The organism is Pedobacter sp. Leaf250 (assembly GCF_920984735.1).
Classification (GTDB): domain Bacteria; phylum Bacteroidota; class Bacteroidia; order Sphingobacteriales; family Sphingobacteriaceae; genus Pedobacter.
The window spans coordinates 1-25,038 of record NZ_CAKLBU010000006.1 but is presented as its reverse complement, the minus strand read 5'-3'; the positions used below and the strand labels follow the sequence as shown (position 1 = coordinate 25,038).

General features: G+C 35.1%; 23 protein-coding genes. 15 read left to right on the top strand and 8 right to left on the bottom strand.

Annotation, left to right across the window (positions count from 1 at the left end; genetic code table 11):
* The first annotated feature begins 14 nt into the window (after positions 1 to 14).
* The 3 genes from LUA91_RS06645 (at position 15) to LUA91_RS06635 (ending at position 2,338) form a co-directional block, all read left to right on the top strand.
* A complete protein-coding gene (locus tag LUA91_RS06645) occupies positions 15 to 839 on the top strand; it encodes an SDR family oxidoreductase (RefSeq protein WP_231425247.1) in 825 nt (274 codons plus the stop codon).
* Positions 840 to 841: 2 nt separating this feature from the next.
* Positions 842 to 2,017, top strand: coding sequence for a mannonate dehydratase (gene uxuA / locus LUA91_RS06640; RefSeq protein ID WP_231425246.1), 1,176 nt, complete (start codon positions 842 to 844; stop codon positions 2,015 to 2,017).
* 84 nt (positions 2,018 to 2,101) lie between these two features.
* Positions 2,102 to 2,338, top strand: a complete 237-nt coding sequence (locus LUA91_RS06635) for a hypothetical protein (protein WP_231425245.1) — start codon at positions 2,102 to 2,104, stop codon at positions 2,336 to 2,338.
* Position 2,339: 1 nt separating this feature from the next.
* On the opposite strand, the gene LUA91_RS06630 is transcribed toward LUA91_RS06635, so the two are convergent.
* A complete protein-coding gene (locus LUA91_RS06630) occupies positions 2,340 to 3,500 on the bottom strand; it encodes a DUF4185 domain-containing protein (protein WP_231425244.1) in 1,161 nt (386 codons plus the stop codon).
* A gap of 166 nt (positions 3,501 to 3,666) precedes the next feature.
* Between LUA91_RS06630 and LUA91_RS06625 the strand changes: the two genes are divergently transcribed.
* On the top strand, positions 3,667 to 4,752 hold the full coding sequence (locus tag LUA91_RS06625; RefSeq protein ID WP_231425243.1) for a metallophosphoesterase: 1,086 nt from the start codon (positions 3,667 to 3,669) through the stop codon (positions 4,750 to 4,752).
* 1 nt (position 4,753) lies between these two features.
* Here LUA91_RS06625 and LUA91_RS06620 read toward each other — a convergent pair whose 3' ends face one another.
* Positions 4,754 to 5,905 carry a HAMP domain-containing sensor histidine kinase gene (locus LUA91_RS06620; protein WP_231425242.1) on the bottom strand — a complete coding sequence of 384 codons (1,152 nt, stop codon included), beginning with the start codon at positions 5,903 to 5,905 and terminating at the stop codon, positions 4,754 to 4,756.
* A 155-nt stretch (positions 5,906 to 6,060) separates the two neighbouring features.
* On the opposite strand from LUA91_RS06620, the gene LUA91_RS06615 reads away from it, so the two are divergent.
* Positions 6,061 to 7,533: a glycoside hydrolase family 130 protein gene (locus LUA91_RS06615; protein WP_231425241.1), complete on the top strand. Its 1,473-nt coding sequence runs from the start codon at positions 6,061 to 6,063 to the stop codon at positions 7,531 to 7,533.
* Positions 7,534 to 7,607: 74 nt separating this feature from the next.
* Here LUA91_RS06615 and LUA91_RS06610 read toward each other — a convergent pair whose 3' ends face one another.
* Positions 7,608 to 9,878: a glycosyltransferase family 4 protein gene (locus LUA91_RS06610; RefSeq protein WP_231425240.1), complete on the bottom strand. Its 2,271-nt coding sequence runs from the start codon at positions 9,876 to 9,878 to the stop codon at positions 7,608 to 7,610.
* A gap of 137 nt (positions 9,879 to 10,015) precedes the next feature.
* Here LUA91_RS06610 and LUA91_RS06605 point away from each other — a divergent pair, with 137 nt between their 5' ends.
* Positions 10,016 to 10,786 (top strand): Ku protein, encoded by a 771-nt coding sequence (locus tag LUA91_RS06605; protein ID WP_231425239.1) that lies wholly within the window; start codon positions 10,016 to 10,018, stop codon positions 10,784 to 10,786.
* 93 nt (positions 10,787 to 10,879) lie between these two features.
* Here the strand turns inward: LUA91_RS06605 and LUA91_RS06600 are convergent, their stop codons facing one another.
* Positions 10,880 to 11,998 carry an alpha/beta hydrolase gene (locus tag LUA91_RS06600; protein ID WP_231425238.1) on the bottom strand — a complete coding sequence of 373 codons (1,119 nt, stop codon included), beginning with the start codon at positions 11,996 to 11,998 and terminating at the stop codon, positions 10,880 to 10,882.
* A 145-nt stretch (positions 11,999 to 12,143) separates the two neighbouring features.
* Here LUA91_RS06600 and LUA91_RS06595 point away from each other — a divergent pair, with 145 nt between their 5' ends.
* Genes LUA91_RS06595 through LUA91_RS06585 form a run of 3 tightly spaced genes read left to right on the top strand, consistent with a single transcriptional unit; the run spans position 12,144 to position 13,503 of the window.
* Positions 12,144 to 12,512 carry an STAS/SEC14 domain-containing protein gene (locus LUA91_RS06595; protein ID WP_231425237.1) on the top strand — a complete coding sequence of 123 codons (369 nt, stop codon included), beginning with the start codon at positions 12,144 to 12,146 and terminating at the stop codon, positions 12,510 to 12,512.
* A gap of 15 nt (positions 12,513 to 12,527) precedes the next feature.
* Positions 12,528 to 12,680 (top strand): hypothetical protein, encoded by a 153-nt coding sequence (locus LUA91_RS06590; RefSeq protein WP_231425236.1) that lies wholly within the window; start codon positions 12,528 to 12,530, stop codon positions 12,678 to 12,680.
* A 19-nt stretch (positions 12,681 to 12,699) separates the two neighbouring features.
* Positions 12,700 to 13,503, top strand: a complete 804-nt coding sequence (locus LUA91_RS06585; protein ID WP_231425235.1) for a mechanosensitive ion channel family protein — start codon at positions 12,700 to 12,702, stop codon at positions 13,501 to 13,503.
* Here LUA91_RS06585 and LUA91_RS06580 read toward each other — a convergent pair.
* On the bottom strand, positions 13,500 to 13,874 hold the full coding sequence (locus LUA91_RS06580; RefSeq protein ID WP_231425234.1) for a response regulator transcription factor: 375 nt from the start codon (positions 13,872 to 13,874) through the stop codon (positions 13,500 to 13,502). The two genes, LUA91_RS06585 and LUA91_RS06580, sit on opposite strands and share 4 nt — an antisense overlap.
* Positions 13,875 to 14,021: 147 nt before the next feature.
* Between LUA91_RS06580 and LUA91_RS06575 the strand changes: the two genes are divergently transcribed.
* The 4 genes from LUA91_RS06575 to LUA91_RS06560 all read left to right on the top strand — a co-directional run bounded on the left by LUA91_RS06575 (position 14,022) and on the right by LUA91_RS06560 (position 17,682).
* A complete protein-coding gene (locus LUA91_RS06575; RefSeq protein WP_231425233.1) occupies positions 14,022 to 16,229 on the top strand; it encodes an ATP-binding protein in 2,208 nt (735 codons plus the stop codon).
* A 3-nt stretch (positions 16,230 to 16,232) separates the two neighbouring features.
* Entirely contained in the window at positions 16,233 to 16,649 is a 417-nt protein-coding gene (locus LUA91_RS06570; RefSeq protein ID WP_231425232.1) for a response regulator, read from the top strand.
* An 86-nt stretch (positions 16,650 to 16,735) separates the two neighbouring features.
* Positions 16,736 to 17,320, top strand: coding sequence for a biliverdin-producing heme oxygenase (locus tag LUA91_RS06565; protein WP_231425231.1), 585 nt, complete (start codon positions 16,736 to 16,738; stop codon positions 17,318 to 17,320).
* Positions 17,321 to 17,502: 182 nt separating this feature from the next.
* The gene (locus tag LUA91_RS06560; protein ID WP_010602585.1) at positions 17,503 to 17,682 is read left to right on the top strand and encodes a hypothetical protein; all 180 of its coding nucleotides are present in this window, start codon (positions 17,503 to 17,505) and stop codon (positions 17,680 to 17,682) included.
* Positions 17,683 to 17,953: 271 nt separating this feature from the next.
* Here the strand turns inward: LUA91_RS06560 and LUA91_RS06555 are convergent, their stop codons facing one another.
* Both LUA91_RS06555 and LUA91_RS06550 read right to left on the bottom strand, forming a co-directional pair.
* Positions 17,954 to 18,988, bottom strand: a complete 1,035-nt coding sequence (locus LUA91_RS06555; protein ID WP_231425230.1) for an HmuY family protein — start codon at positions 18,986 to 18,988, stop codon at positions 17,954 to 17,956.
* 24 nt (positions 18,989 to 19,012) lie between these two features.
* Positions 19,013 to 21,091 carry a TonB-dependent siderophore receptor gene (locus LUA91_RS06550; RefSeq protein ID WP_231425229.1) on the bottom strand — a complete coding sequence of 693 codons (2,079 nt, stop codon included), beginning with the start codon at positions 21,089 to 21,091 and terminating at the stop codon, positions 19,013 to 19,015.
* Between the two features lie 102 nt (positions 21,092 to 21,193).
* Here LUA91_RS06550 and LUA91_RS06545 point away from each other — a divergent pair, with 102 nt between their 5' ends.
* Positions 21,194 to 22,126 carry a helix-turn-helix transcriptional regulator gene (locus tag LUA91_RS06545; RefSeq protein WP_231425228.1) on the top strand — a complete coding sequence of 311 codons (933 nt, stop codon included), beginning with the start codon at positions 21,194 to 21,196 and terminating at the stop codon, positions 22,124 to 22,126.
* A gap of 24 nt (positions 22,127 to 22,150) precedes the next feature.
* Here the strand turns inward: LUA91_RS06545 and LUA91_RS06540 are convergent, their stop codons facing one another.
* Complete coding sequence (locus LUA91_RS06540) at positions 22,151 to 23,167, bottom strand: LacI family DNA-binding transcriptional regulator (protein WP_231425227.1); 1,017 nt, start codon at positions 23,165 to 23,167, stop codon at positions 22,151 to 22,153.
* 153 nt (positions 23,168 to 23,320) lie between these two features.
* Here LUA91_RS06540 and LUA91_RS06535 point away from each other — a divergent pair, with 153 nt between their 5' ends.
* Positions 23,321 to 24,673 carry a Gfo/Idh/MocA family protein gene (locus LUA91_RS06535; protein WP_231425226.1) on the top strand — a complete coding sequence of 451 codons (1,353 nt, stop codon included), beginning with the start codon at positions 23,321 to 23,323 and terminating at the stop codon, positions 24,671 to 24,673.
* Positions 24,674 to 25,038: the final 365 nt, after the last annotated feature.

Here is a 25,038-nt window from a genome sequence, read left to right as displayed (position 1 = left end):
AAAAATCTAAAGAAATGATAAAAAATATTGATAGCCTGTTTTCTCTCAAAAACAAAGTTGTTGTGGTAACCGGCGCAACGGGTGTTTTGGGGGAAGCATTTATTAATGGACTTGCTGCTGCCGAAGCAACGGTTGTGGTTATTGGAAGAAACGAAGAAGCCGCAAAACTTAGGGCAGAAACGGTTACAAAAGCAGGTGGTAAGGCAATTTATATCATTGCGGATGTACTGAACGAACAGCATCTGGTTGATGCAAAAGCCGAAGTCATTAAAACGTTTGGCCGGATAGACGGGTTGGTAAACGGTGCCGGGGGCAATATTGCCGAAGCTGTTGTTCAGCCTGCGAGTGATATTTTTGATTTGAATATCGATGCACTGAAACAGGCCTTCGACTTAAATCTTTTTGGAACGCTTGTGCCGACACAGATTTTCGGGAAGGAAATTGCAAAAAACGGCGGAAGCATTGTAAATATTTCTTCGGTTTCGGCAACCCAGGCGGTAACCCGGGTTTTGGGCTATTCACTGGCAAAATCCTCTATAGACAGTTACACCAAATGGATGGCGGTGGAGCTGGCCAACCGTTATGGCGATAAGGTAAGGATGAACGCGATTGTCCCTGGTTTTTTTATCACCAACCAGAACAGGGCGCTTTTAACAAACGAAGACGGCTCATTGACCAGCAGGGGAAATGCCATCATCTCAAAAACACCCTTCAAGAGATTCGGTGACCCGGAAGAATTAATTGGGGCATTGATCTATCTGCTGAGTGACGCCTCAAAATTTGTGAACGGGGAAAATATAACGGTTGATGGTGGGTTCGGGGCTTTTTCTGGTGTATAAATATGGGAACTAAATATAAAAAACTGGAACAGACCTGGCGCTGGTACGGTCCGAACGATCCGGTAAGCCGGCAGGATGTTAAGCAGGCCGGGGCCACTGGGATTGTAACGGCCCTACACCACGTTCCACATGGCGAAGTCTGGCCGCTGGCAGATATCCTGGAGAGAAAGAACATTATTGAAGCGGCCGGTCTGAGCTGGTCGGTAGTGGAAAGTGTGCCCGTTCACGAGGCAATCAAAACCCGGAGGGCCGACGCGGAACATTACCTGGAAAACTACCGGGTTACCCTGCTGAACCTGGCACAGTGCGGGATCAAAACCGTGTGCTATAATTTTATGCCGGTTTTGGATTGGACGCGTACGCAGCTCGATCTGGAGATGACCGATGGGTCCAGGGCACTGTATTTTAACTGGATAGACCTGGCGGTATTTGATCTCCACATCCTCAAGAGAGAAAATGCGGAAGCTGATTATGCTGAATCAGTACTAAAAAGGGCAAACGAAAAATTCTTAAAGCTTGACCAGACAGAACTGGATGATCTGCGCATCAATGTGCTGATGGGCATTCCGGATGAAAAGGAAATAGAACTGGAGACACTGAGGGCAAGCATAAATGAATATGCAGCCATCGGAACGCAGGGGCTGAAAGAAAACCTGAAATATTTCCTGTCCTCGATTGCTGAAGTCTGTACCAGGGAGGGCATCAGGATGACCATACATCCCGATGATCCACCATACCCGATTTTAGGTCTGCCAAGAATTGCAAGCACATTGGCAGACTTCAAGTACATTATCGAAGAAGTGGATCAGGCTTTTAACGGTATCTGTTTTTGTACGGGATCTTTGGGGGCAGGCCTGAAAAACGATGCATTGGAGATTTTTGATACGGTGAAAGAACGTGTCTACTTTGCCCATTTGCGCAATGTTACAAAGGATGAGGATGGCAGTTTCTATGAGGCCGATCATCTGGGGGGGGATGTGAACATGTATGAAATCATGAAGGCACTATCTGAAGAAAACGCAAAACGGGATCAAGCGATTCCTTTTCGGCCTGACCACGGGCACCAGATGCTCGATGATTTAAAAAAGCAAACCAATCCCGGTTATTCGGCTATAGGTAGGCTACGCGGACTGGCTGAACTAAGAGGTTTGGAAGTTGGTGTAACTGGAAATTATTAATTTATTAAACAAAACCTGCTAAACAATAGCGGGTTTTGTTTTTTACAATCAAGTTTATGGCTTGAAATTTGAGCATCACTTATTATGGAAAACAAATCAACTCCCGGAAAGAAAATTCTAATTCCTTCAGTCATTCATGATGATTTACCTGAAGTTAAAAAACCAGAACATCTTCGTAAAGTTGCTCCAGATCACGACGATTCTTTACCAGAAAATCCAGAAAGAAATTATCATCATGATGAACTTTTTCGGTCATCAACTTCAAGCCATAATGAAATAAAATATGCTGATGATGATATTTGGAATGGGGAAGATGCTTAGTTTATTTTAAACTAATATCTACTTTCATTAAAAATACATTGTAAGGTTCCCATTGCGACATGGTAAAATATAACTCATTACCGGTGTCTTTTAATGGGTAAATGTATGGACAGTATAAACCTTTAAATTGATTAACACCGGCCAATATTTTTAGGTTGCTCCAAGTACCAATAATATCTTTTGCATCTCGGTAAACCATGGCGTGAAATTTACTTTTCGCATTTGGATCATATGCTGAATCGTAGCTGTAAGCAATAATCCACCGTTTAAACTTTTTATGAAATAGGAGTGAAGCCTCACCAATTGGACCAGGGATAATGATGGTTGCTTTACTTTCATCTCCTTTTACCCATTGTTTTAAATCGCCATTCCAATATTCATATTGCTTTATATCAAGCATATATTTTTGTTTAATTCTTGCCAAATAACCTGGTCCGCCACGCCCAGAAAGGCTGCCGATCATAAAAATATAACCATCTTTTTTGGCGTAACAAACCTGCGAAAATTTGCTGTCACCACTAAATGTTACTTCGCTTTTTCTCGTCCAGGTTTTTCCATCATCGGTTGAAGCATATAATGACGAAAAATTGGTTAGCCATCGTCCATTTCCACCAGCCCAATCATAAATGTTCATATAGTGCACATAATCAGTATTATTAACCCTTATAGCTGCAGTTGGAATAGAGGTATTGTATTTTTTTGGATTGGTTTTCCCACCAGCACAAATTTCTCTGGCACTGCCATTTTTATCTAAAGCCATTGAGTCGATGGTGATTCCATCTTCCAAATTATCATCACTGGAAAACGCTAAAACATTCGATCGCCAGTTCGCACCATTTCCGCCCCCTTTTCCATCTTTTTCCGCAATAAATTCCCTTCCATGTGTATCACCAAAGAAAATACCAACTTTATCGCCTTTCATCTGCCAAAAAATTCCTAAATCAGTTCCACCAACATCATAATTCTGCGCAGTGTTATTTGGGCTAGGAAGCTGTTCGCCTTTAAGTGGAGTACCTGTTATTCGAGAAACTTTTTGAACATTGCTTAATTTCAGTTCAGGTAATTGACTCTTTTGTGCTACACCACTTAAACACCACATTAAAATGAGGCTTATAGTTAAACTAAAAGGTTTTACTAACTTGAGCAGTAGATTGGTTTTCATAAATTTTTATATCTGGTTTAATGGTCTAAAGTAAAGATCTTTAAAGGAATTATAAGAAATCTAAAGTAATTGTTACCTAAAATGAAACTTGGAGATACCAATTTCAACGTGTATTAAAACGTTTGATTATATTTTTTGTTAATTTGATCACACATCATAAATTTCAATGCGAAAATTTCTTCAGCGTATTTTAGGTAATTGGGTAATCAGGTTATCAAACAAATTTGGTTCAAGGCCTAATCAAAAACGCATTCATGAGGCATTGAGTAAGCTTTATCAAACCATTATTGATAATCCTGGTAAGCGGGGCTTAATTTTTGAAGTTAAACAAACCGATAAATTCATTATCCTTTCCGATCAGCATAAAGGAGCAAGAGATTATGCAGATGATTTCTCTTTGGCAGAACAAAACTACCTCGCAGCGCTCGCACACTATCACACTGAAAATTATCACTATATTAATTTAGGAGACAGTGAAGAGCTTTGGGAAAACCTCATGGAATCTGTAATTAAACATAATCAAGATACTTTTGATGCAGAAAAAGCTTTTATTCAAACAGACTCTTTTACTAAAGTATTTGGAAATCATGACTTATACTGGGATAATGACCCGCTAGCTGGATTTAATTTGAATCGAATTTATGGAAAGAAAATCTCCGTATATGAAGGCGTTATTTTGAGAGTACCAATTAATGGAAAACTTCTTAATATCTTTTTAACTCATGGTCATCAGGGTGATTTGCAAAGTGATGGAAATTGGTTTAGTAAGTGGTTTGTAAGTACCGTCTGGGCACCTTTGCAATCTTTTTTGCGGATTAATCCCAATACTCCGGCCTATGATAATCAATTAAAAACTGAACATAATAGCATGATGTACAGTTGGCAGATGCAGCAAAAAAATACAGCTTTAATTACAGGCCATACCCATCAACCAGTTTTTGCATCACTTACACATTTAGAGCGGATTTACTTAAAGCTTAAGAAAGCCACAATAATTAAAAATCAAAAAGAAATCGACGTGCTAAATGCAGAATTAAAAAAAAGAATAAAGGAAGGAGATGAAGCACCAGAATTTAAACAATATAAGCCCGGTTATTTCAATAGCGGTTGCTGCTGTTTCAGCGATGGCGATATTACAGGAATCGAAATTGAAAATGGTTTAATTCGCTTAATTAAATGGTCGTTTCTTAAATTGGGAAAACCTGAAAGGATATTACTTGAAGAAATGAGTTTGAATGAATTATTAGATTAATTTATTTAATAGGCAATTGAATGTAGAAAGTAGTTCCCAAACCTTGTCCAGCACTTTCTGCCCAAATTTTCCCCTTATGCATATCTAAAAGCATTTTAATAAGGGTTAAACCTAAACCGTTTGAATTTTCATGATGTGTTGATGCAGCGCTAAGAGGAGCAAACTTAATGAATAATATCTCCAAATCTTCGGCTGATAAACCCACACCTTGATCTTTCACAGCAATGGTAATTAGATTTTCTGATGTTTTATTTGTGATAACAATCTGTGTATTGGGGCCAGAAAATTTAATTGAATTGTGAATAACATGATAAAATAATTCGATTAGTTTATCTGTATCGCCATATATTTCAACTTTTGAATCAATATTGATTTGGATTGATTGATTTTTTTTGTCTGTGAATTTTTGTAATTTTTCGGTGGCTGTTAACAATATCTCACGTAAATCGACCAAAACTTTTTGAGGCTTAAATGAACCGTTAACTTTTTTTGCCGAACTTAATATTTCATTTAAACTATCTACCATTCGTTTAGCTTGCATATTAATTTTGCCGGCGATTAATCCGGCCTTTTCATCAATACTTGGCATTCTTGTAACCAATTCCGATTGAAGAGAAATGGTAGTCATAGGATTTTTCAAATCGTGTATAAGTACGTGCAAGCGATCATCTTGAGCCGTTAAGGTTTTTCTGATGGCTATTCTTGTTTCTAAAAGATCAATAACCAGGTTTGCAAGCTGCTTAAACATTCTTTTCTGACTATCGGATATCGTTTTTACCTCTTTTCCAAAAGCGTAAATGGCACCAATGTTAAAACCATCTGGTGATTGGATTGGTACAGCGATAAAAAAACCTATATTTTGATCAACCTGATACAGTTTTTCTGGTTCAATCACTAAAACATCATCCGTTAAAATTGCTAGTGAAACCAGACTCTCATTTCGATTGAGTTTTATATCATTCCCAATTTTGGATTTAATAAAAATCCCATCATTTGCAATAAAACAAATCCCAGCATTGCTTACCCCAAATAGATCTGCAGCTAAAATGGAAATACGATCATAAGAAATTTCTGCTGGAGAATTTAGAATTTCATAGTGAAATAACTTTTTTAGGCGAGTATCTTCATTAATCGGGATAATATTATCGAACATATATAGGTATTTTATTTTTCTATCACTTGCTTTTACATGATGGGATTAAAGGTAAAGAATATCATTAGAAACGGTAGAAAGTAGAAACAATAAGTAGTAAATTTAGTTTAATATACTGTTAGACGTCAGAATAGATAACAACCAAAACTGTTAAAATGAGATTATATATAGAACGAAAGCCCGTTAAAGTTCATCCTGATACAAAAAGGGTTATTGCCCGTTTTTTTTTCAATGGAGAAGAGAGAGCACTTGAAGTAATTAGAAAAGTTTTAGAGTTTTCTGATGAAAAAGTATTTGGTTTAATATCGCCAATATTACAAGAGTATTCAAAGCGGCATCGCAACATTACAAAAATTTTAAATCGCCACTGTAAGAAGCTTAAAAAACAGTTTGCTATACTAGGAACAGATATCGAAGAACTTGATCAATATACCCGCTTGCTTATTGGCGCATATTTTACACACGAATATTCAATTGAATCGGCGGCATTCTTTAATCCAAGTATTGTTGATGATCCGGATCAAACGGATTTAGTTGAGGGCGAAAAGCGTGTAATTATTAGTTTCCGTGCTGTAGGCGAAGGTCACATTTCGTCTATCGTTTTTCGTAGGGCATTAATCGACAAAAATAACAACATTCAGGTTTTACCTGTTGGCGATTATGTAGATGAGGCAGAAGTAGTTAAAAATGCCATCTATGTTAAAAAACTTTTTCTTAAAAAAGCGGCTTATGCGCAGATTGATCCATCGGTTTTGGAAGAGATTGAAGCTAAACTGGATGATAAGTTTGAGTACACCAGTTTGAGTAATATTATCAAAGATTCTAAAACGTTATATAAAGATAATCCCGCGAAATTAGTGGAATTTGATAAAGTGCTTTGGTTATCAGATACTTATCATACCATTAGTTTTTCAAAGGATACCGATATTTCTGATCGGGTAATTTTCCCTATTTCAGAATTTGAGCGTAAAGGAATTGAAGATGCCAGGTTTGTTAAGTTTGTTAAAGATGATGGTAAAGTGGTGTATTATGCTACCTACACCGCATTTGATGGCTCATTGATTATTCCAAAGTTGGTACAAACTGATGATTTTTATGAGTTTAAAGTAATTCCACTGTATGGTGATGGCGCACAGAATAAAAATCTAGCATTGTTTCCACGAAAAATTAATGGAAAATATGTAATGATGAGCAGGATAGATGGCTGGAACAATTACATCATGTTTTCTGATAAAGTTAATGTTTGGGAAAACCCTATCTTATTGAAGCAACCCAGATATGATTGGGAATTGGTTCAAATTGGAAATTGTGGTTCTCCCATCGAAACCGAAAAAGGTTGGTTGGTGATTACTCATGGTGTTGGTCCGATGCGGAGATATTGTATCGGGGTGGTATTACTGGATTTAAACGATCCAACAAAAGAGATTGGTCATTTAATTGAGCCATTGATTATCCCAAATAATGACGAACGAGAAGGATATGTACCAAATGTAGTATACTCTTGCGGTTCGATCATTAGTAATGGCGAACTCATTATCCCTTATGGATTATCAGATTATAGCTCATCATTTGCAACCGTTAATTTGGAATTATTGTTAAATCGATTGTTGGATAATAACGATAAATAAGATAATCTTTAATAAATACAAAAGGGCTGATTCAAAAATTGAATCAGCCCTTTTGTATTTACAGGTAAAATATTTTAAGCTAGTTTATCTACTTCTACCAATGGCGAAGCAAGTGTTACATATTCTGCTTCAGCTGCTTTTAAAACGGCTAAATGAGAAATAAAATAGGCTAATGTACTTTCTGCTCCCTGGTTTCTATTTACGCTGTTAAATTGCAAACCATCAGCACAACCATGTGTTTCAAAATCATATAAAGGAATATGAAGACTGTTTTTACCTAAAAACCATTCGTAACTGATGTGCATTTTGTTTAAATATTCCGCATCTTTTGTAATCTCAAAGGTTTTAGCATACAATAATACCATTGCCATAGTTTCAATAGCCTGTTGATCGTAAATTGGATTTTTCCCATGTTTTTTCATCCACCCAGCATTTCCAACAGGATTTAAATATCCATTTTCAAAAGAAAAACTATTTAAAAATTTGATGCTTTCCATCGCAATATTATAAGATTCCAAATTTCCGGTAACTTCATAATGATGTAATAAAGCTAAAGGTAATATTGCATTATCGTATGTTAGGATATCTTCAAACCAGTGCCAATCACCATCTTTATTTGCATGATAGGATGAAATAAGTGATTTTGATAAACTGTTAATTTCGTTTATTAGTAAATCGTCTCCCTGATGAGCATTTAAAAAATTGGCAATCCCGATAATGGTATTGGCTTTTCCTCTTAAATATTTCAAATCTTTAAAATGGGTTACTGAATGGGAAAACAACTCTCTTCCAAACTCCCTGTAAGAATTGTTGGGAGCAACTGAAATTAAATAACCAAGCGACCAGATCGTTCTACCAAAAGAATCTTCAGAACCAACTTCATCAAGGTAATTGCGGTTAAAACTTAAAAAATTTCTAAAATTTCCATCTTCCAACTGCATATATTGGATAAAACTCAAATAAACAGGAATAAGCTTTAATGCTTTCTGATTTTTATCCTGTTCAAATGCCATTAAAGCCATAATCAAGGCACGGGCATTATCATCAATACAATAACCTTCTTTTAAATTAGGTATGCCAAAACGGGCATGTTGTATAATACCAGTATCATCAGTTAATAATGAAATGTGGCTTAAATTTAGCGCAGGCATACTTTCCACATCAATAATAGGAGGTACGATTCTTTCTGGCTTACTTCCTGCTGCTAATGCTGCCTCTAAAACATTTAAATATACGTTACCAATTGCCGGCCATCTTAAATTCAATCCGTAGTGGTAAGCGTTTTGTTTTAGTTGTTGATGCTTACTCTCATCACTTAATAGCTCGTTAACTATTTCCGCTAATTGATTATCATTTTTAAAATCAAATAACTTTCCTCTATTATCGGCTAACAATTCTTGTGCATGCCAATATGGAGTAGAAACTACTGCAGCTCCAGCACCAATGGCATAAGATAAAGTCCCACTGGTGATTTGTGCCTCATTTAAATAAGGCGTAACGTATAAATAACAAGCGGTTAAATATTGGTGTAGTTCTTCTTCGGAAACAAATTTATTTACGAAAGCAATATTATTTTCAACTCCTAACTCTTTTGCTAGTGCTTTTAGGCTATCGCGATATTCTTCGCCGTTATGTTTAACCACCCCCGGATGTGTATTGCCAAGTATTACATATAGTACTTCAGGATGGTTAGCAACAATACTTGGAAGTGCCTTAATCATGGTTTCCAAGCCTTTATTCCGACTGATTAATCCAAAAGTAAATAAGACTTTTCTGTTTTTGAAAAGATCACTCTGAGCAACTTCATTATTCAGAATTGGCTCCAAGTCAGGCACACCATGTTCAATTAATTTTATCGATGATTTAGGGATTTGGTAAATGCTGGTTAAAAATAAAACAGCTTTTTTGCTCATCACCACAATTTTAGAAGATTTTAATGCAATCTCTTTAATTATCGTTTGTTGCATAAAATTTGGCTCTTTTAGAACCGTATGTAATATGGTAATAAATGGCTTTTTTAACCTATTAATTAGCGAAAGAAGAAATACGCCGCTATTACCACCGAAGATACCAAACTCATGTTCAATAATTACAGTGTCGATATCACTCTCGTTAATAAAATTGGCTGCATCAATATAATCTTGTTGATTTTGTTGTCTGATCACAAACTTAACCTCATTTGGATATGCGTGTTCATCAAGGTTATCAGATTCATTCATTGCAACAACAAAACTCTTTTGTGCATTGTATGATGGATTTAAGCTTAAAGCGTTAACTAGATTCTGGTTGAATGTTGCTAACCCGCATTCGCGTGGTGGATAAGTGGATATATATGCGATCTTCATAGGTACTTAACTAGATTAATGTATTTATTTAACATAATGGATTACAAATGGTTTTGATTTGCATAGTTTTCTGGTTAATATGACAAAACAATATGTTTTATGTGCTTGTTAATCATGAAATTTAAAGCCTTATAGTTATGAGATCGATTTGGAAAGGTTCAATTGGATTCGGATTGGTTAATATCCCGGTGAAATTATTTTCTGGTGTGCAAACTACTCATCTTGATTTTGATATGCTTGATGAACGCGATCATGAAAAGATTCGTTACCAGCGTGTGAACGAGAAAACACACAAAGAGGTTCCGTTTGAAAAAATTGTGAAAGGTTATTTTTTAAAAGATAAATACATCATTTTAGAGAAACACGATTTTGAGGAAGCTTCGCCAGAGAAGACAAAGATTATTGAATTGGAAAACTTTGTTGATATTAAAGAAATCAACCCAATTTATTATGAAACCTCATATTACACAGAACCAGAGAAACAAGGCAAAAAAGCATACGCATTGCTTTTAAAAGCACTTGAAAAATCAGGAAAAGCTGGTGTAGCTCGTTTTGTGCTTAGAAATACGGAAAATCTTTGCGTTATCCACCCCATGGATGGCGTAATAGTAATTACAAAAATAAGATTTGAGCAAGAAATTAGAAGTTTATCAGAAATTAATAAGGTTACAGATATTTCAATAACCAAAAAGGAAATGGATGTAGGTTTAGCCCTGATTAAACAATATAGCGCTAAATTCGACTTGAGTTCTTTTAAAGATGATTACAGTGATGAGCTATTAAAAATGATTAAAGCCAAAGCAAAAGGCAAAAGGGCTACTGTGAAGAAAATGAAACCACAAAAGGCAACAAGTGATGATTTATATGATCAATTGATGCAAAGTCTGAGTTCGAAAAAAGGAGCTTAAGAGTTGAGGGTTGAAAGTACAAAGTATAAAGTTAAAAGTATAAACTATAAAGTATAAGGCCAGGAATTGATTTTCAATTACCTGGCCTTTCTTTTATTTAAATGCAGCTTTCAATTGCTCTGCAGCATATGCTTGTGCGGCTTTTGCTTCAGGTACCAAAATCGCCATACCAAAAAATTCATGGGTAACACCTTCATAATTTCTGCTGTTTACTTTAACTCCAGCATCAGATAATTTATTTGCCAACATTGTTCCATCATCATGTAGAGGATCAATTTCTGCTGTAATTATTGTGGTAGGAGGTAAACCTTTTAAATTAGCATTTACTAACGAGATTTTAGGATTCTGTGATTCAATCATTGTTGTTAAATACTTTTCAGTAAACCAGCCCATCATTGCTTTATTTAATGGTTTTGCATTGGCATAAAGTTTATACGATTCGGTATTCATATTGGCTTGTGCAATTGGATAAACCAAAACCTGATGAACAGGAATCATTATTTTTTTATCTCTTGCAGCAATCGATACATTAGCGGCTAAATTGCCACCTGCACTTTCACCAACAACAGCAATTTTAGCAGGATCACCTTTTATAGTTGCTGCGTTTTTAACAACCCATTCGTATGCTGCAAGCGCATCGTTGTGGGCAGTTGGAAATTTATTTTCTGGCGCTAATCTATAAGCTACAGAAACAACTACGGCATTTACCTGCTCTGCTAAACCTTGAGCCGAAGCGTTGTAAACGTCAAGATTTGCAATTACAAAACCTCCACCATGATAATAAACAATTACTGGGAAAGGACCGCTGCCAGTTTTTGGAGTATATATTCTAACATGTATTTTTCCACCGGCAACATCAATATCTTTACCTGTGGTATCAACTTTTGGTGCTGGTACTGCAATGTTATTCTCTTTAACCAAATCCATCACTGCATCAGTAGGTGTATGGTTTTTTCTAGCAGCAACTGGATCCAAGGTTTCTATTGGCTTATCGCCATAACTTGCCAGCTTTTCTATAACAGTTTGCATTTCAGGTTTAATGGTTTGTCCCCAGTCTGGAGCAGGGCCAGCTGGTTTTAATGCTACCGCTGTAGACGAATCAGCGGTGGTAGAATCCGTTAAATTTGTTGATTTGTCGCCGCCAGTACAGGCTGACAATGTTATCGCAACTGCGCATACCGCAGACGAGAATTTTAATAATTTGTTTTTCATAGGGTTAATTTTTTCTTTTTATAAACGCTATTTCTATAACGCTATCAAATAGATAAGTGTTTTTTTTCACTCACAACTTTTTAGAATCTAATTTATTATCAAACATCTATGTCTATTAGCTTGTTCTATCAAAAACTACATTGATATGCTAACGGAAATTACAGGATTGCCAGATCAAATATTTGGTGTAAGAGCTACAGGCGAAGTTACCGGAGATGATATAAAGGATGTTTTACTACCTGGATTAAAACGTACAGCCGATCGGTTTGATGAAATAAGATACCTTTTAGTATTGGAAACCGATGTAAAAAACTTCACCGCCGGAGCCTGGATTCAAGATGCAAAAGCAGGATTACAAAATTTCACAAAGTGGAAAAAAATTGCTGTTGTAAGTCATGAAAAAGGTGTGGAATGGTTTAGTGATGTTTTTACCATTGCAACGCCTGGTTCATCAAAAGGATTTAAACCTGATGAAATTGAAGAAGCCAAAGCATGGCTAATATTAGAAGACTAATCAAAACTCATAGATATGAAAAATTCAAAAACATCGGCAGAAGATAACAAAGCTACTGCTCCGAAAACCGTTAAAGCTAAAGGTTCTGAAGAAAAAGTGACATCTGCAAAAGATGCAAAAAAAGTTGATGTAAGTAAAAACGGACCAAAAAAAGACAAGAAAGGATAAAAGAGGTTTGACATTAATAATGCTAGATACTGAAACAGTAACTCGGTTTTACGACAAAATTTACGATTGGTTAATAGATAGAGGTCCTGCTTTTATTTTAGGTGTTTCCTTGTTATTTATTGGTCTATGGCTCATCAAACTTTTTAGCAGGTGGTCAAATTCTGCTATGACAAAACGGGCAGTAAATCCATCGTTAACTCCATTCTTAACCAGTCTAATTATTATTGCTTTAAGGATTGTGTTGGTATTAAGCGTGATGCAAATTATCGGCATTCAGCTTACTTTTTTAACAGTGCTTGTTGGAGGTATTGGCGTAGCTGCTGGTTTAGCATTATCAGGAACCCTTCAAAATTTTGCGAGTGGTGTGCTCATCCTTTTGCTTAAACCTTTTGTAGTAGGCGATAATATCATTGCCCAAGGCCAGGAGGGAACCGTAAAATCAATACAAATTTTTTATACAATTGTAAGAACTTTTGATAACCGTTCTGTAGTTATTCCTAACAGTAAATTATCTAACGAGGTAATTATTAACATTAGCAAAGAAGGTGTAAGGCGTTTGGATATCGAAATTAAATTTAGTTATGGGATAGATTTCGAACAAATAGTTCAGATATTTAATAAAACTGTTGATGATTTTAAAAGATGCCTAAAAACTCCCGAAAGGAGAATCGGGGTATCAACGCTAGAAGATAGTGGTTATAAAGTTGCTATGAATATTTGGGTAAAGGCACATGGCTTTATGGATACTAAATTATCGTTTCAGCAACAGTTAATGGAAAATCTAAAAAATGGTGGTGTTAAATTACCAGGTATGCCAGATTAATTTGTCTTTTTTAATAGCGCATAAATTTTGTCCATCAACTCATCAATATTAAAAGGTTTAGCCATAAAATCGTCGGCAGAAACTCCATCGAGCGTATAATTTGTAGAATTATATCGTGCCGAAATCATTAAAACAGGAATGTGGCTAGTGGAAGATTTTTCTTTCAATTCTTTTAATAGAACTCTTCCATCAACATCTGGCAACATAATATCCATAATAATCACATCAGGGTTAAATTCCGTTACATGATTAATGAAATCTGCACCTTTGTTAAGGCCGGCAACATTAAAAGCTTCGCTTTCTAAAATAAGAGTAATAACATCTAAAATCGCATGGTTATCTTCTATAACCAAAATGTTCTTTTTTGACAAAGTTTGATGATTGTTTTAAATTTGGAACAAAGATAAAATAAAAAATATATCTCAAAACTGAATATAGCTAATTAGAGTCATTCTAAAAGAAATGTAATATTTGTCAATTCAAAAATTCTGATACTTTTGTATGTACTAATAAATTTTATGAATAAACTTTCTGTTGATTTAACCAATTGTGACAAAGAGCCAATCCATATTCCGGGCAAAGTGCAGTCGCATGGTTTTTTAATCGCTATTAATAAAACTGATCTTACCATTTCTTATGTTAGCGAGAATACAGGAGATTACCTCTTTACGCCTGCTAAAGATTTATTAGATAGGCCAATCTCAGCTTTATCGGGTTATTTTAATCAACCTGATTTTAATATTGATGATTTATTAAAGCTAGGCGTAATCAGAAAAAGCTTTGATGCCATCAGTCCATATCCAGTAGAAGTAAATAAAAATCCTTTTTATCTTATTATAAATGAATCAGTTAATGATTGGCTTTTAGAGTTTGAACCGGTAAGTTTACAATATGATATTCAGAGTTTAGTAGGTAGATCGGCATCTGCCATGCTACAGGGAAAATCTGTATCAGCTCTTTTGAGTGGGGCTGCTGTAGAAGTTAAAAAACTAATCAATTATGATCGAATCATGATTTATAAGTTTTTGGATGATGGGCACGGAGAAGTTGTTGCCGAAGAAAAAGAAGAGCATCTTGAACCATTTTTTGGCTTGCATTATCCGGCTTCTGATATACCAAAACAAGCAAGGGAACTATATAAACTTAATCTAACGCGTTTAATTGCTAATGTTAATACCAATGATTCCCCAATAATTACTTTTAAAGAAAACACACCGCTTGATCTTACCAATGGCGGATTAAGAGCAGTTTCGCCAATTCATATTCAATATTTAAAGAATATGGGCGTATATTCCAGCTTTAGTATTTCACTTATTGCAAATGGAGAATTATGGGGTTTAATTGCTTGTCATAATTACAGTCCAAAATTTATCGATTATAAGGCCAGAGAGGGATCTAAATTAATTGGTGAAATATTATCTTCTGCATTGGAATACAGACAGGCAGAAGAAGATTCGGAAGCTGTAGAACTTTTTAACAGCACAGCAATTGTACTTTCCGAACACTTAAATCGTGATAAATATTTAGTCGACGCCTTAACCAATCACGACAAAAATTTATTAAACGTTACAAATGGAACAGGTGTGGCCATTATTTTTGAAAATGAGCTTAAAACCATCGGTCAAGTTCCTGATGACGAATCTATTTGGGAATTGGCAGATTGGATCAAAGATAATAGTGATGAATCTATCTATTATACGCACCGACTTTCAGAAATTTTTCATCCGGCTAAAAATTATAAAGATATAGCTTCCGGAATATTGGCCTGTTCTATCAGTAAAGATCCTGATGAGGTGATGATATGGTTTAAGCCAGAACAACTGTCAACAGTGAACTGGGCAGGAAATCCTGATAAGCCTGTAACGCCTTCGGCTGATGGATTAGCCAATCTTTCACCAAGAAAATCTTTCGAAACCTGGTCGCAAGTGGTTAATAACACCTCAGAGAAGTGGTTGCCGGAAGAAATTACCTCTGTGCTACGCATTCGCGAAATTATTGTTGCCCATATTAATAAGAAAGCCAATGAGATAAGATTGTTGAATGAAAAACTACAATCTGCCTATGAGGAGCTTGATACATTCAGTTATACCATATCACATGATTTAAGAACACCGCTAACTTCTATTAAAACATATGCAGAGCTGATGTTAAAGAACAAAACGCTTGATGATAATGGAAAGAAAATGCTGGACAGAATTGTGAGTGGCGCCAATAAAATGAATTTTTTGATAAAGGAGATATTAAATTTAGCTAGAGTAGGCCGTTCAGAAATTGTTTACGAAACGGTTAATATGCAATCTTTAATAAAAGAGATCAGTACGGAAGTGTGGGCGGCTTTTAAAGCAGACAATGCCGAACTCATTTTAGGGCAATCAATTGATCTGAAAGGTGATAAAACGATGATTGCTCAAGTATTTACAAATTTAATTAGTAATGCTGTAAAATACTCATCAATGGTAGAAAAGCCTAAAATTTCGGTTTCGGCTAATATGGATGGTGGAGAAACCATTTATTCTGTAAAGGATAATGGTATGGGAATTGATAACCGTTATTACGACAGGGTTTTTGAGCTTTTTAAGCGCATGGACAATGTGAAGGAGATTGAGGGAACAGGTGTAGGTTTAGCCATAGTAAAAAGAATAGTTGAAAGGCATAATGGAAGGGTTTGGTTTGAAAGCAAACTAAATTCAGGTTCAACATTTTACGTGGCTTTTAAAAATAGATAAAAGATGACGCCAGATATATTTTATGTGGAAGACGATATGGATTATGCATTTTTTATGCAAAATGCCGTACAAGAAGTTAAAGAGACTTTAAATTTAAGTATTGTAGAAGATGGTAAAGAAGCATTAGCAAAATTACAAGCTTTTGCTGATACTAAAACGAAGCCTAAATTAATATTATTGGATTTAAACTTGCCAGGATTATCTGGTTTAGATTTATTAAAGTTTATTAGAGATATTCCTTACTTAAAATCGGTGCCAGTAATTTTATTCTCTACATCAGATAATCCGGATGATGTTAAGGCATCTATTGAATTTGGTGCAAATGCCTATTTAACTAAACCTGATGGCTATGATAACCTTATAAAATGCGTACACTCGGTACACGATTTTTGGTTTAACCAGCATTTACGATTAAATTAATTATTGATATATTTTTATAAAGATTCGAATTTTCCATTCGAATCTTTTCTTTTTTACACCTTTTAATTTTAGATAATTTCCCAATTATGATTGCCAATTTATTGAGAACTGAAACCGCTGAGCATCATGCAGCACTAGAATCATTAATGTTTGTGAATGAAATTATGAACAATTCTTTAAGCATTGAAAATTATAAAAAACTTTTAACAATCAATTATATCATTCATCAAAGATTAGAAAACAAGTTAGCCAATATGCTCGACACAGACCTAGCCGAAAAGCTAGATATGAAGAACAGGCTGAAATTATCTGCTCTTGAAAAAGATTTGGAATATTGGCAGATTGACAATTTAACATTACCAGATGTTAATTTTGAAATGTATGTTCCTGAACGGAATAATACAGAAGTATTGGGAGCACTTTATGTATTAGAAGGCGCTACATTGGGTGGAAACGTGATAAAGAGGCATATTTTGGCCAATTCAAATTTTACCAATCACGAAGGTGGATTAAACTATTACGGCGTATACGGTGAAGAACTTGGATCAAAATGGAAAACGTTTGTGTCGATATTGAATGAAAGTGTTCCGGAGGCTGATTATGAACGTTGTATAAGAAGCGCAAATGAAACCTTTAATAACTTGATAAAATTATCCAAACAGATTAACTAGGCACTTCAAATTTGCAACATAAATTTCGAAAAATACATCTATACTACTGCAAAGGCATTTTTCTTATTGTTAGAATGTGCAAAACTTCTTTCAAATTAATATTTGCTTTATCTTGTTAATTCACAGTAAATATGTATTATTGAAAAAATAAATTTTTTAAACCTTAAAAACATCAATTAGCGATGGAAAAATTCTCAAAAGTTAAAGCTGCTGTTGCTGCGATTGAAGCAGATGTAGAAAAATTTTATAATGCTGGCAATGCAGCTGCTGGTACTCGTGTGCGTAAAGCAATGCAAGATCTTAAAGTTTTAGCACAAGAAATCCGTGCAGAAGTAACTGACAAGAAAAACTCTGGAAAATAATATTTCGCGAGTAAGAACAAAAAGGGTTTCGGTATGCCGAAACCCTTTTTGCGTTTAATGGTGTTTTTAGGTTCTTTGGGTTAGGAGTTATGTAATTTTGTGTTAGTAATTTATGGATATATCAGTAAAACTGGCAACCAATTTAGACAGTTAACTAATTTTAACGTGTAACCAATTAAATCAAAAAGGCCTACAAAAAGATAAAGCTCCCCATCGCGGGGAGCATCTATCCAACTAACAAAACATATTTTTTTAAGGTGATTTATGCCATCTATCCCTTTTTAAGTAGTTTATACTCAAATACGGGTTTACCACGCTCGCCACCATCGCTTCCTACACCCATACTAACAAATCTTAATTTATAAATATTACCAGCGCTGTCTTTTACAACATAAAAACGATCCGTTTTAATACCTGTTCCTGTGGTTGATCTCCATTTGCTTCCTATAGCATCTTTTGATGTAAGAAATGTTAATGCAGCTAAATTACTTTCAGCAAATGTTGTATAAGTCAACGTACTGGTCGTTAAAATTTCAGCCGCAGATACACCCGCTAAATTGTTTATAGCAATATAATCCTGGAACCAATAAGGCGATCCTAGGCCAGAGTTATATGTTCCATAGCTCCACGCTAAATCCCATTCTGATTTTTTAGGTTCCGCGGTTACTGTTTTATTATTTTCCAATGAAACGAAGACAAGATTAAAATCAGCATTTTTAGCAACATCTAAAGTTTTGATTGCAGTTTCACCTAATCTTGCGTATTGAATTTTATAGCCAGCGCCATTTCGGCTAATTTTTATCTTAAACCATTTATCCTTGTCTTTACTACCTTCAAAACTGATTAGGAAAACTTTATTTTCAGCATCAGTTGCGCTAATTTCAGGAATGGCTGTTTTAGTAATATCACCATCCCAATTATCTACAAGTGAAACTGTTGCAGGATCAGTAATGTCATGATTTAGATTTACAGTTGTACCAGGATCTGATACTGTAACGGTGGCAATGTCAGTTTTAGTGGTTACTACAGCAGTAGTTTGATAAGCTGCATTTAATACAACCCTAAAACGGCTATCTGATGTTAAACCAAAATTAAAACTTTTTCTATCTGCAACGGCTGATTTATCTGTGCTTAAATCTGCATAAACAATATTAGCATAATTTGATTCTGCGGTTTTGCCACTTAGTGTAAGCGTGGCACCATCTGATGGTGGTACGACAATTATGGGTTCTTCAGACGTTTTCTTACAGGCTGTAAACGAGATCGTTAAAGCAGCGATTGCAATCATTGAGTTAAGTTTATTCATGTTTTTAATTATTGTGTTTAAAAATTATTTATTCCAGTTAAAAGTTAATCCGAGCACGTAAGAGCGACCATAACTGTATGGTACAGCACCGCCACCTGTACTGTGAGCACCACCAGATGCAGTTGAAGTATTGCTTAGTTGGGTTACGTTAAATATGTTTTTTACTCCAGCGTTGAGGGTAATGTATTTATAGAAGTTTTTATTCAACATTAAATCTGCCAGGCTAAAGCCACCGATCTCAACCAATTGATATTCTGTAGCACTATTAGCTGTACTTTGATAACTTGGTACAGCTCCGGAATATTTATAGAACAAACTTATATTTCCTTTTATCTGGGGAAAATTGTAAAGTAAAGTAGCTGTAACCTCTGGCGACCAGGCAAATTCTGGAATCGCTAAATTTGGATTGTTTTCAAGTTGATCATTATATCTACCAATATATGATGCTCCGATAGTGGCATTTAGGTTTTTATAGATAATGGTATTGTCTAAAGTAAAGCCGGTTGTTTTGAATTTTGTAACATTAAATAGGGTTGTTATCGTTGCATCTTGTGCCGATTGCGCAAATGTTATTCGGTTTTTAAAAAGATTATAAAAACCCGCCAAAGTAGAACGAAATTGTAATTCATCTCTTTTTAATCCAGCCCAGGTTATTGAACCATTAAAACTATTTGATTCTTCTGCCTTTAAATTCGGATTGCCGATGATGTTATGACTGGCATCAACAAAATCATAATATAATTCCCTTAATGCTGGAGATCTAAATCCTTTGGCATAGGCCAATCTTAAATCGAAGTTTTCACTTAAAGTAAACTTGGTATTTAATGATGGAATGATGGGAGGAGCAGGGTATATGGAATTTTTAATAAATCTCAAACCAGGCCTGATGTTTATCCCTTCAGTTGGTTTGATTTCTGAGCTGAAAAAAAATGCGTAATCATTAATTACCGGCGAACCATTAATCCGTTGCCCACTCGCTGCATCCCTATTAAATTCAAAACCGGGTTGAAATGAAATCTTTGGATTCAATACGTATTGTGCCGTGGTTCTGAAAATGGTTGAATTAAATTTAGCAGTATCTTGTTTACCTTGTTCAGTACTTAAAGCATCAGCGCCTGTACTAAAATTGTGGTTAATGGTTTTTGTTAACCGTTGTAAATCAGAATATCCAGCTATTGCAGTAATTTGAAGCGATGGATTTAATCTCCATTCAGATTGTAGTTGATTGGTATATCGCTTGGTTTTGTAAGTTTGCCATTCTGCAATATAATTCAGAGGGTTCATTCCACCACGACTGATAATTTCCTCCTGTAAACCATCCAGCCGATACCAGATATTGAAGTTATTATTTCTATAACCAATTTTAGTATTGGCAAGCCATTGTTCTTTAGGTTTCCATCGATTGCCACTTGCTAAATCCTGATCAACAATATCTCTTGAAGTTGTACTCGGTTTAATATTCCACCCTGCAAAATCGTTATGCGTAAGTCCAACTAAAGCACTCCACCCATTATTTTGCCAGCTTATGCCAACATTTTGAACATGGTTCCCTTTATCAGAAAATGCTTTATATTCTTTTCCAACAGTTTCTTCTTGTATTCTTGCAGTAATATTTAGAAGTGATTTTCCCGCTTTTTTTGTAATAATGTTAATTACTCCAGCCAAGGCATCAGCACCATAAATTACCGACATTGGTCCTTCTACAATTTCAATCCGTTCAATGGTATTAATATCGATTTGGTTTAAACTTTCCCTTGTATCCGATCGGTCTATCATCGGTACACCATCAAGTAAAACTTTCACATTTCTACCTGTCATGCCCATAATGGTTACATCAGTAGTTCCTAATGTTAAATCATTACTAAATCTAAAACCTAATTCGGTATTTAAAACTTGCTGAAGGTTTACTGCTCCGCGAAGTCTGATTTTTTCTGCACTAATGGTTCTAACGTTATAAACAGAGTTTTTTAATGATTGAGGGATAAACTGTCCCGTTACTACAACATCTTTTAAATCGGTAGTCTTGGTGGTATCTCTTTTAATTTCTTGAGCCACAACTACAAATCCGCATAGCAATAACACAAACGATAAATATATTTTCATTTATTTAGACTAATTATAAATAATTGTGCAAATTTGTGCATAATCAGAAACATCAGATAACGCCATACGGATAATAAATGCCGTAAAACGGATTAAAAAGAAATGGGAATAACAATATCAGACTATGCTAGCGGAGAAATTATTTATACAAATTCCTATCCCTATAATTTCGAAGTACCAAAAGATATTGATGAGAATAATCGCGAAATAATTGGAGTTGATTACCAGTTGCAGATTAGTGAAAAATGGTTCGAGGGAATTCATATCACCATTACAGAAATTATGACAGATATAGCTAGAGATTTTAAATATACTTCAACTTACGATAATATTGGATTTCTTTACTGTATGGAAGGTGAGCTCAATTTTCATAGTAACAAAGCAGCAGAGGATTTTTATAAGTTAACTTCAAAACAACAACACATTGCTCAAGGACAATTAAGCAATACAATTGTTAGTGTTGATGGTAAATTAAAATACTTACATATTCAACTTACGCCATCGTATTATCAAAGAATTGCAGATACAAAATTCATACAAGAATCATTTCCCAAAGAAAACATTGTTGAGCCAGAAATGGAACTTTTATTACAATCGATTATTAATTCAAAATATGTTGGTAGAGCAAACAGATTGTTTATTGAATCTAAAATATTCGAACTGATTATACATTACATAGATCAACGTAATAAACCTGCAAATTTCCTGATTAAACGAGATGATGTTGAAAAGATTTTATTGGCCAAACAGATGGTGGAGGCAGATATTCAGAAACCAAAATCTCTAGTCGAATTATCTCGAAAGGTGGGCATTAACGATTACAAGCTTAAAAAAGGATTTAAAGAAATTACAGGTTATACTGTTTTTGGCTATTTGTATAAAATTCGAATGGAGCAGGCATACCATTATTTATCTCAAGAGAAGAAAAGCGTTAACGAAGTTTCATATTTAGTAGGGTACAAGAACCCTCAACATTTCATTTATGCCTTTAAAAAACTTTACAAGGTTTTGCCCGGCAGTTTAAACAAAAGTTAAAACTCCACGCAAACGTTTGTGTGGTTAATATTTCTCATCATTCACAACCAAATCTGATTCTACTATGGTATTGTAAAAAGCCTGATTTTGCAAATTGGGGCTGCTAATTAAATCTAAAAGAATATTTGCAGCTTTTTGCCCTTGCAGGTAAGGATATTGCTCTACTGACGCAACCGGTGAGTGATCCAAATAACTGATGATGGGTAGATTTGCATAACTAACTACATCAAAATCATTAATCACATTAAGTTGCTTAAAATGTTTTATTAAGAATAGGGCAACATAATCGTTAAAGGTTACAATTGCTGTAGGTTTCCGTTTGTGATTCAAAAACTGGTTTGCTGCTTCTATGGTGCCTTTCTCTGTTAGATCACAATTTACAATTAACGAAGGGTCGAATTTTAGTCTATTAAAGGTAATGGCTTGCATATAACCATCTTTTCTTTCTTCACTAGCAAATAATGTGGCCGGTCCGTTAATCATTCCAATGCTTCGGTGACCTTTTTTTAGTAGATAATTTATCGCTTTCACCGTTGCACTTTCCAAACTACAGGCAACATAATGAACGTTTTTAAATGGAGGAATGCGATCAAAAAATACAACTGGAATATTAAAGGAATTTAACTTTTCAAAATGATCAAATTTAGAAGTGTCTTTACTTATGGAAACAAGTAAGCCATCCACCCGTTGGTTTTTCATCTTGTCTACCAGTTTTACTTCCTGATCATAATCATCATGAGATTGAGCAAAAATTACCGTATAATTTTTCTTCAGGGCCTCGTCTTCAATTGCAGATATAGCTGTCGAAAAAAAGTGTTCCGATAATTCGGGTAAGATTACGCCAATGGTATACGTTTTGCCTTTTTGAAATAGTATAGCTGCATTATTTGGCTCATAATTAAGTGATTTAGCCAACTGCTTTATTTTTTCTCTGGTTACAGCTCCAATACTAGGATGATCGTGTAAGCCTCTAGAAACGCTAGAAGGAGAAATATTCAAAAGCCTTGCTATTTCTTTTATAGTGGTTGGTTTGGATTGCATTTTGCCTGGTAAACTACTTCTTCGTGATGTAATAATACGAAATTAATCAAACGTTTGCGTTGTTTTTTTAACACATTTCTTTTAATGAACATTTAAATATCAATACATTCGAATATCTTTTAAAATGGTAATAACTCAAAATGTATAAGCTTTATGAATAGAAGACAGTTTGTTAGAAATGCAGGATTAACTACGGCCGCATTTGCTGCAGTTCCAGACCAATCGATTTTTGCATCGTCTAGTGAAGATAAAATTAAAGTGGTAATGATCGGTGTGGGGTTGCGTGGTCAAAATCATTTGGATTTACTGTTAAAAAGGAATGATGTTGATTTGGTAGCAATTTGCGATATAGACGACAGAATGTTGACGATGAGTAAAGCGATAATTGCAAAAAGTGGAAAGCCAATGCCAAAAATTTTCACTGGCAATGAAAACGTTTGGAAAAAGATGCTTGAAACAAAGGGAATTAAAGCAGTAATTATTTCTACACCATGGGAGCTACATAAACCTATGATTATTGGCGCTATTGATGCCGGAATTAAATATGTTGGCACCGAGGTTTCGTTGGGGATTAACCTGCAAGATCATTGGGATGTGGTTCATGCTGCAGAAAAAGGAAATGCAAATGTAATGATGTTGGAAAATGTTTGTTACCGAAGAGATGTTCTTGCCGCACTAAATATGGTTCGTCAGGGTGTATTTGGTGAGATGATTCATTTTCAAGGTGGTTATCAACACGATTTAAGAGAGGTTAAATTTAACGATGGTGTTAATCCTTACGGACATGGAGTAGAGTTTGGTGAAAAAGGATTTTCTGAAGCCAAATGGAGAACAAACCATTCTGTTCATCGCAATGGCGATTTGTATCCAACACATGGCGTTGGGCCGATAGCGCAATGTATTGACATAAATCGTGGAAATAGGTTTTTAAAGTTAAATTCATTTGCCACTAAATCGCGTGGCTTACACAATTATATTGTAGAGAAAGGCGGTGCAGGGCATCCAAATGCGAAAGTGAATTTCAGATTAGGAGATATCGTAACCACCACAATCGATTGTGCAAATGGAGAAACCATTATTTTGCAGCATGATACCAATTTGCCACGACCATATTCTTTAGGTTTTCGTTTTCAAGGCACAAAAGGTTTATGGATGGATGTAAATAAAAGCATTTATGTAGAAGGTGTAAGCAAACCACACGCATGGGATACTGCAAAAGAATGGCTAGAAAAATACGATCATCCATTATGGAAGAAATATGGAAATGATGCACAAGGAGCTGGGCATGGTGGTATGGATTTCTTTGTAATTCATGCATTTATAGAATCGGCAAAGAGAAATCAAACAACTCCATTAGATGTTTACGATGCTGCCTCGTGGAGTGCCATTACGCCATTAAGCGAACAGTCTATCGAGTTGGGAAATGAAACTGTAGAATTTCCTGATTTTACGGGTGGTAAATGGATGAGTAGAAAACCTATTTTTGCGTTTAACGACGACTATTAATGATGACCTGTACAGGAATAAGTTTAGAATATGGAATTTATTACAAAATGAATATATTCTTACTAATTTCAGTTTAATGGTTTTTCAAAATCATTTGTTTGAACTGATGTCAAAGTAATTATTTTAAATTTTTAAAGGTCTCAATTTATTTGAGGCCTTTTATTTTTACTGAGAATTTTAAAAAGGTCATTATATTGTTGTTATGCAAAATATATTGACTGTTCGTGTGAGGCCATTCGAGGCTAGGTAAACTTTGAGTTATACCGTAAAAAAGGTTTAGCCCACACGATTTTATTCTCAGGAGTCTGAACAGTACTTAAGGCCGCAGAGCGAGCCTGGATAAAACAAAAGGATAGACGAAGGAG

Coding starts and splice junctions, on each gene's coding strand:
- LUA91_RS06555 (WP_231425230.1), bottom strand. CDS start 18,988: ATGAATAAACTTAACTCAATGATTGCAATCGCTGCTTTAACGATCTCG.
- LUA91_RS06550 (WP_231425229.1), bottom strand. CDS start 21,091: ATGAAAATATATTTATCGTTTGTGTTATTGCTATGCGGATTTGTAGTT.
- LUA91_RS06595 (WP_231425237.1), top strand. CDS start 12,144: ATGCTAACGGAAATTACAGGATTGCCAGATCAAATATTTGGTGTAAGA.
- LUA91_RS06585 (WP_231425235.1), top strand. CDS start 12,700: ATGCTAGATACTGAAACAGTAACTCGGTTTTACGACAAAATTTACGAT.
- LUA91_RS06630 (WP_231425244.1), bottom strand. CDS start 3,500: ATGAAAACCAATCTACTGCTCAAGTTAGTAAAACCTTTTAGTTTAACT.
- LUA91_RS06575 (WP_231425233.1), top strand. CDS start 14,022: ATGAATAAACTTTCTGTTGATTTAACCAATTGTGACAAAGAGCCAATC.
- LUA91_RS06615 (WP_231425241.1), top strand. CDS start 6,061: ATGAGATTATATATAGAACGAAAGCCCGTTAAAGTTCATCCTGATACA.
- LUA91_RS06590 (WP_231425236.1), top strand. CDS start 12,528: ATGAAAAATTCAAAAACATCGGCAGAAGATAACAAAGCTACTGCTCCG.
- LUA91_RS06540 (WP_231425227.1), bottom strand. CDS start 23,167: ATGCAATCCAAACCAACCACTATAAAAGAAATAGCAAGGCTTTTGAAT.
- LUA91_RS06645 (WP_231425247.1), top strand. CDS start 15: ATGATAAAAAATATTGATAGCCTGTTTTCTCTCAAAAACAAAGTTGTT.
- LUA91_RS06535 (WP_231425226.1), top strand. CDS start 23,321: ATGAATAGAAGACAGTTTGTTAGAAATGCAGGATTAACTACGGCCGCA.
- uxuA (WP_231425246.1), top strand. CDS start 842: ATGGGAACTAAATATAAAAAACTGGAACAGACCTGGCGCTGGTACGGT.
- LUA91_RS06600 (WP_231425238.1), bottom strand. CDS start 11,998: ATGAAAAACAAATTATTAAAATTCTCGTCTGCGGTATGCGCAGTTGCG.
- LUA91_RS06635 (WP_231425245.1), top strand. CDS start 2,102: ATGGAAAACAAATCAACTCCCGGAAAGAAAATTCTAATTCCTTCAGTC.
- LUA91_RS06570 (WP_231425232.1), top strand. CDS start 16,233: ATGACGCCAGATATATTTTATGTGGAAGACGATATGGATTATGCATTT.
- LUA91_RS06620 (WP_231425242.1), bottom strand. CDS start 5,905: ATGTTCGATAATATTATCCCGATTAATGAAGATACTCGCCTAAAAAAG.
- LUA91_RS06545 (WP_231425228.1), top strand. CDS start 21,194: ATGGGAATAACAATATCAGACTATGCTAGCGGAGAAATTATTTATACA.
- LUA91_RS06560 (WP_010602585.1), top strand. CDS start 17,503: ATGGAAAAATTCTCAAAAGTTAAAGCTGCTGTTGCTGCGATTGAAGCA.
- LUA91_RS06565 (WP_231425231.1), top strand. CDS start 16,736: ATGATTGCCAATTTATTGAGAACTGAAACCGCTGAGCATCATGCAGCA.
- LUA91_RS06625 (WP_231425243.1), top strand. CDS start 3,667: ATGCGAAAATTTCTTCAGCGTATTTTAGGTAATTGGGTAATCAGGTTA.
- LUA91_RS06610 (WP_231425240.1), bottom strand. CDS start 9,878: ATGAAGATCGCATATATATCCACTTATCCACCACGCGAATGCGGGTTA.
- LUA91_RS06605 (WP_231425239.1), top strand. CDS start 10,016: ATGAGATCGATTTGGAAAGGTTCAATTGGATTCGGATTGGTTAATATC.